Source organism: Thermoplasma sp., assembly GCF_023256435.1.
GTDB lineage: Archaea > Thermoplasmatota > Thermoplasmata > Thermoplasmatales > Thermoplasmataceae > Thermoplasma.
Window position 1 is genome coordinate 1 of the sequence record NZ_JAGDXM010000021.1, and the last position, 6198, is coordinate 6198.

Annotated in this window: 6 protein-coding genes; all 6 read right to left on the reverse strand. The window is 43.9% G+C overall.

Annotated elements, in window-relative coordinates; all coding sequences use genetic code 11:
- Positions 1-83 precede the first annotated feature (83 nt).
- Positions 84-1016 (reverse strand): cobalamin biosynthesis protein, encoded by a 933-nt coding sequence (locus Q0C15_RS02610; RefSeq protein ID WP_297215766.1) that lies wholly within the window; start codon positions 1014-1016, stop codon positions 84-86.
- Between the two features lie 240 nt (positions 1017-1256).
- Positions 1257-1568, reverse strand: a complete 312-nt coding sequence (locus tag Q0C15_RS02615) for a hypothetical protein (protein WP_297215769.1) — start codon at positions 1566-1568, stop codon at positions 1257-1259.
- A gap of 229 nt (positions 1569-1797) precedes the next feature.
- The gene (locus tag Q0C15_RS02620; RefSeq protein ID WP_297215771.1) at positions 1798-3213 is read right to left on the reverse strand and encodes a cobyric acid synthase; all 1416 of its coding nucleotides are present in this window, start codon (positions 3211-3213) and stop codon (positions 1798-1800) included.
- 21 nt (positions 3214-3234) lie between these two features.
- Positions 3235-3927, reverse strand: coding sequence for a signal peptide peptidase SppA (gene sppA, locus Q0C15_RS02625; protein WP_297215774.1), 693 nt, complete (start codon positions 3925-3927; stop codon positions 3235-3237).
- 48 nt (positions 3928-3975) lie between these two features.
- The gene (pyrF, locus tag Q0C15_RS02630) at positions 3976-4620 is read right to left on the reverse strand and encodes an orotidine-5'-phosphate decarboxylase (RefSeq protein ID WP_297215777.1); all 645 of its coding nucleotides are present in this window, start codon (positions 4618-4620) and stop codon (positions 3976-3978) included.
- 121 nt (positions 4621-4741) lie between these two features.
- Positions 4742-5875 (reverse strand): cell division protein FtsZ, encoded by a 1134-nt coding sequence (gene ftsZ / locus Q0C15_RS02635; protein ID WP_110640086.1) that lies wholly within the window; start codon positions 5873-5875, stop codon positions 4742-4744.
- Positions 5876-6198: the final 323 nt, after the last annotated feature.

The following is a 6198-nucleotide window of genomic DNA, read 5'->3' on the forward strand; positions in this document are numbered from 1 at the left end:
AGATGATAACTTCCAAAGGTGGATGTTAACATGTTTAACAGAAACCGCAACCTTGTATGCTTCTCAAAGGCAAGCCAATAACATCACAATATGAAGGCCATTGCCACCAGTAGAGGCAGTACAAATATTATGGTGTATGAATATACGGCAACATAGAATACCCTCATCGTACGCTCTATGTCCTTTACCGATGGCTCGTATCCATCATCATTGACTATGTATGAACCTTTCTTCTCAAGCCTGAGGTTCAATGCGCATGCTATGGTGGATATGGGCCATCCAGCATTAACGCTGTCAAATCTTCTTACATATTTCAATGGGCTTATGATCTTGTGTCTGTAGTTCAGCACATCTGCTGAGAACCCGATAAAAAACCATGATAGTCTGGCCGGTATGTAGTTTATAACTGTATCCATGAAGGCTGAAAACCGGCCAAATTCAAAGTTCTGCCTGTCCTTATATCCGTACATGGAATCCAGCGTGTTTATTATCCTGGCTATGAATGCTCCTGGTATACCTAAAAAGATGAAGAAAAACAGCGGCGTCATATAGCCGTCCACAAGTCCTTCTGCAATCGTCTCTATCGCAGCAGAGGATATTTCATTTTCATTAAGATTTGTAGTGTCCCTCCTAACAACCCTTGAAAGATAGACACGCGCATCGTTTATATTGCCGTTTTTCAGGGATTCCACGATCAAACGTATATGATCCCCCATCGATGAGATGGAAAAGGTTGTCTTCAGCACAACCATGGAAACGATCACATAGATGACAACAACAAAACTTGAGAGATAAATTGCGAGAAAATATGGTATTGCTGTTATGATTATTACAGAAATGGCAAATATGGATCCTGCCAGTATTCTATTATCGTTCCGCCTGAAATAACCCTCGATCCTTTTCGAAACTCTTCCGGAGAAAACAACTGGATGTATGTATTCCTTCGGTTCGCCGAAGATTATATCTATCGCAATTGCACCTATCAGCACTATTATCATTATGATCAGATTATTCATACGTCCACCAGTTTTCCGGCTGCATCGATCTTCTGCATGCTGCTGTCTGTCATCAAATCATCGAACCTGCCATATTCCGAGGGTTCATATTTCTATTGTATGGATCTTTACCTATTTTCAAGCTGATCCTGAGCCAAAGCCCTTTTGGCGCCCTTTTAGCGAAATTGCCTTCGTTTGTACTCATTATTGCTTCGAGAGGATCCGAGGATTCAATCTCCGCAGACGTTTATTCAAACACCTTCATCTTGACTTGATCAATCCTATCTTCTTTATATTTTTTGATGCGCTCTGATCACTTTCAATGGTTGGGTCACGCACATTGTGATGACATGTTCGATCTGATCTGGAATTGACCCTGCGGATCCATGGATGCGCATCCTTAAGATCGAATGGCATCCATGCTGTACCAAGATGTTTATGGTGAGATTCTTCAGCATTTTTATCCGTTATATTATATCTTCTTCCGTATTTGAGAAAATAGCCGTATGCGGATCTACGGCGGCCAGATCGATCATACGATAATACTCTATCTCCGTTGTATGGAGATAACATAAGTCTGGCAGCCATTATCATTGTACATAGACATTATCCGTATATTTATAGAACTTTCCATAGCTGAGGATCTGGGAGTTTCAGCTTCCATCACAACCCATTTTTCCCACGGATCCATTTGCAGATAAGAGTATGATGATCAATTTTTTTATAAAAAACTCAATATATAGCTTATGCCATGCCTGCATATTGCACATGAATGCGTCGTCCTTGAATTACGATCAGGCGATTACACTTGACGTCCCTCTACGTACTTAAACAAGTCATCTATGGATATGGATGCACTGACAATATCTGCAAAACGATCGATCTCAGATATCAGATACTGATCGGGATCGCCTATGTCTTTGCCTGTTATAAGCCTGAATATGGATCTGCTGCCCAGTATTCCATGTATGTTGGTTCCAAATACCATCGTTTTTGGATCAACGTTTCCTTCCACCCCATATGATGTTTCGTTCATGGGCTCATCACCGGTATTCACAACCTTTCCATAGTGGATCTCATATCCCTCCTCCCAAGATCCGTCTCCTATGCTGTTTCTGACACGAAATCTCACGGATCTCGTTGTTTTTACATCTTCATAATGTGTCTCAGCATTGAGCAGACCCAGCCCTCTTACAACTGTATCTCCCATTGTTATTGTACGGCCAAGCATCTGATAGCCGCCGCATATTCCTATTATCCTTGCCCTTCCGACATTTCTCTCTATGATCTTATCGATGCCTGCCCTTCTCATGTACTCAAGATCCGCAAACACGTTCTTGGAACCTGGTAGCACTATGGTATCGGCGTCTGAAAGATCATCGGCGTTCTCTGCGGTTATATAGTTGTACCCGGTGTCTGTGTATATGAGCGGATCAAGATCGCTGTAATTCTCCATGAATGGATATCGTACAACAGCGATCTTTGAATCCACAGACCTTGGATGCTGATAGTCAAAGGAATCTTCACCTGGAAGCTTCATCTCATAATAGGGGACAACGCCAAGCACCTTTTTACCAGTGATCTTCTCGATCTTCTTTATGCCTGAATAAAGCATCGATTTGTCTCCGCGCATTTTGTTGATCACCATCCATTTCACGAGATCAGACCTTGGCATGAGAGAAATTGTTCCGTATAGAGATGCAAAGACGCCACCCCTCTCAATATCCCCAACGAGAATGGATGGTGTGCCGTATATTGACGAAACGTACGTATTGGCAAGGTCTCTGTCCGTGAGATTTATCTCTGCCGGAGAACCGGCACCTTCAGCCACTATGACGTCATAATCTTCAGATAAAGCGTCTATGGCCTCTCTTATGGCTTTTCTCCCTTCCCTCATGATGAAATCGTAGTATTCTTCAATGGTCTTCTTGCCAATTGACTTCCCAAAGAATATGACCTGGCTAGAACCCATGCCCTCCGGCTTGAGGAGTATAGGATTCATCAACCTGCTTGGAACTGCCCCAGCAGCCTTTGCCTGCAGCCACTGCGCTCTGGCGATCTCGTACTCACCATCGACTATGACGGAATTCAGAGACATGTTCACGGCCTTGAACGGTGCAACCCTGTAACCCTTTCTTGAGAATATTCTGCAAAGAGCCATAGCTATAGTCGTCTTCCCTGAACCTGATGATGTACCAAGAACCTGGATCATCCTCATACTGATCATCTCGCAATCGGTTCAGGTGCCCAGGAATCTCATCAGCCACGGTTTCCTCGGGACTATATCCTTTACCCTGTATTTTCTGCCCATATCCTTGTACATATCGTCCATCATCGCGTCCATGGTGCCAACTCCGTCGATCAGATGATTTTCCATGGCCATGGACGATGAGAATATCTGTCCCTGAGCTATCTCATCCATCTTTTCCGATGAAATTTTTCTTTCGGACATGACAGAGTCCCTGAACTTCGCATACACATCGTTGAGCACCTTCATGTAGTGATCGCTTTCCTCTTGGCTTGGTTCCCTGTAGTATGAGAGCATATCCTTATATTTTCCGACCTTGTAGGTCCTCATCTCGACGCCTATCCTGTCTAAAAGCGGTTTTATATAAGGTATCATTGATATTACTCCTATGGATCCTATTATTGAGGTCTCAAGTGAGTATATCTTTGAAGATCCAGCCGAGATCCAATAGGCGCCGGAGGCACATATACCCTGTACGAATGAATATACTGGCTTCTTCTTTCTTATCTTCCTGACCATTTCGAACATGAGCTGTGATGCAACCGCATCACCGCCACCAGAATTGAAAACAATTATCAGACCAGCAACGGATCGTTTATTTTCAGCATAGGACAATATTGGATAGAATGATCTGTAAAGCTGCTGTGTTATTGTTCCCTCGATCCTTGTCCTAAGTATGTACATATATGCCTATCAAACATCATCTATTTAGCATTTTGATTGCTGGGCGTTTCACGATTCTGTCTCGGATTTGAGTATCTCCATATTTATCATCTCAGCGGCTTTTACGGGATCGCTGCTCTCGTATATCGATCTTCCCACTATTATTAGATCTGCCCCAGCTTTCACGGCATCTGAAGCTTTTCCCCCCTGTGAGCCTATGCCTGGCGACATTATGATTTTCTCCGTTTTCTTCCTTATCGATGCCAGATCCGATATTTTATTTCCTGGCGCTATATAGCCGTATACTCCCGCCTTTTCCGAAATATCCATCAGCTTCTCATAGTTTCCATTTATCAGATCAGAACCTGGATGGGACATGGCTACAACAGAGAACACCTTCATGTCGCCAGAAGCTTCAACAACTGATCTTATGGATTCAAAACCGGTGAATGAATGCGATATTATACCCCAGGCTCCCTGATCCCTCGCAAATCTAGCTATCAGGCTGTTTGTATTGGGTATGTCGGCCACCTTGAAATCACATATAACGCGTGTGATCTTGGCAATCTCACCTATGATCGATCCGGATCCTGCAAGGATGAGCGGCCAATTTATCTTTACGGCGAATACGGTGCTTCGCAGAGAATGCGCTATTTCAATAGCTCTGGATCTGTCCATGACGTCAAGTGCCAGTACCAGACGGGAGTCTACCATCAGGCGGTAATGTTCAGGTTAAAGAAAATGTTTATCTATATTGTTAAAAAATCTCATAACAAGTAAAAATTCCGCGAAAAAATGTTGTATATTGAACCTGGATCATTTCAGATAATGATCTTCAATTCACGGAGTCTATCTCTGCGGCATATGCTCCGGTGAAAAGGCTGGCCAGTTTTCTAGCACTCTCGACGTCCTTCACAAGATATGCAGAGCTCACACCTGTCATGAATATGAGCACTTTTACCTCCTTATCGAGGTTCTTATCTATGGTGAGACCCCATATGATTCTGGATCTTGAATTTATCCTCTTCTTTATCTCATCCATGGCCTTTCCGACCTCACTGACCGTGATGTCCGGAGGCGCTATTATCTTGAATACACAGTCCTTTGCGGTGCTCACATCAACATCTATAAGCCTTGGCTTCATTGCCTCTTCAAGCGCCGTCATTATGCGGTCTCCACCCTTCTTTGACTGCCCCATGCCTATAAGAGCAACACCGCCAGACTGCATAACCGTCTTTATGTCAGAATAGTCAATGTTTATTATCCCTGTCTTGGTTATTATTTCCACTATTGACCTTATGGTATCAGCAAGCACTCTATCGGCGTATGCAAATGCAGCCTTCATCTCGGCATTTGGCACCTCGCTCAGGAGGCGCTGGTTCGGTATGGCAACAAGCGTATCTGAGAACTGAGCAAGTTTTTCCAGCCCTATAACTGCATTATCCATCCTCAGCTGGCCCTCTGATTCAAATGGCAGGGTAACAACCGATATAACTATGGATCCTGCCTCCTTTGCAGCTCTGGCAATAACCGGTGCACAGCCTGTACCTGTTCCGCCACCGAGACCTGCCGTGACGAATGTTATATCCGTGTTCTGAACCATCTTCTTTATGGCCACTATCTCCTCTATTGCAGCCTCCTCTCCCACCTTCGGGTCTGCTCCGGTACCGAGGCCCTTCGTGGTCTTCTGGCCGATGAGAAGTTTGTGCCTGACCTTCATGGATCTAAGATGGCTGGCATCCGTGTTTATGGCTATAAGATCCGTGTTTTTTAGTGCATCTTCGTAAAGCCTGTTAACGGTATTTGATCCGCCGCCTCCGCAGCCGATGACCTTTATCTTAACATTAAGCGTCTTGTAAACATTCTCAATCTCTGCATCCTCCGGGAGGCCAGTTGATGCCTGGTCATCCCAGTCATCGTAAACATCGTCGATGGAAACTTTGGACAGCAGATCCGTTATATCTCCCATACGTCTGACAACGTCATAAAGATATATATACTTTTCTGTATGTTGTCATCCCACATTATAAGGAGAGCTCGTTTTATAGAAATTTATGAGAAAAAATCAGTACCAATGTAGAAAATACTGGGATTGCGGCGTTCTGAAATCCAAAAACTTCTTCAATTGCTCCCTCATTCTTAATTCGAAAATATTGTTCGAACAAGAACGGTGTCGGGGTAATAATAGAAAGGATGGTTGGGGTTGCTTCTAAGGACAGATAATGCAAGTCCTTCAAGTGAGCTACTCCTCAGCTAAAGCATCGGAGCTTCCTGCTTCAACGACCGACATCT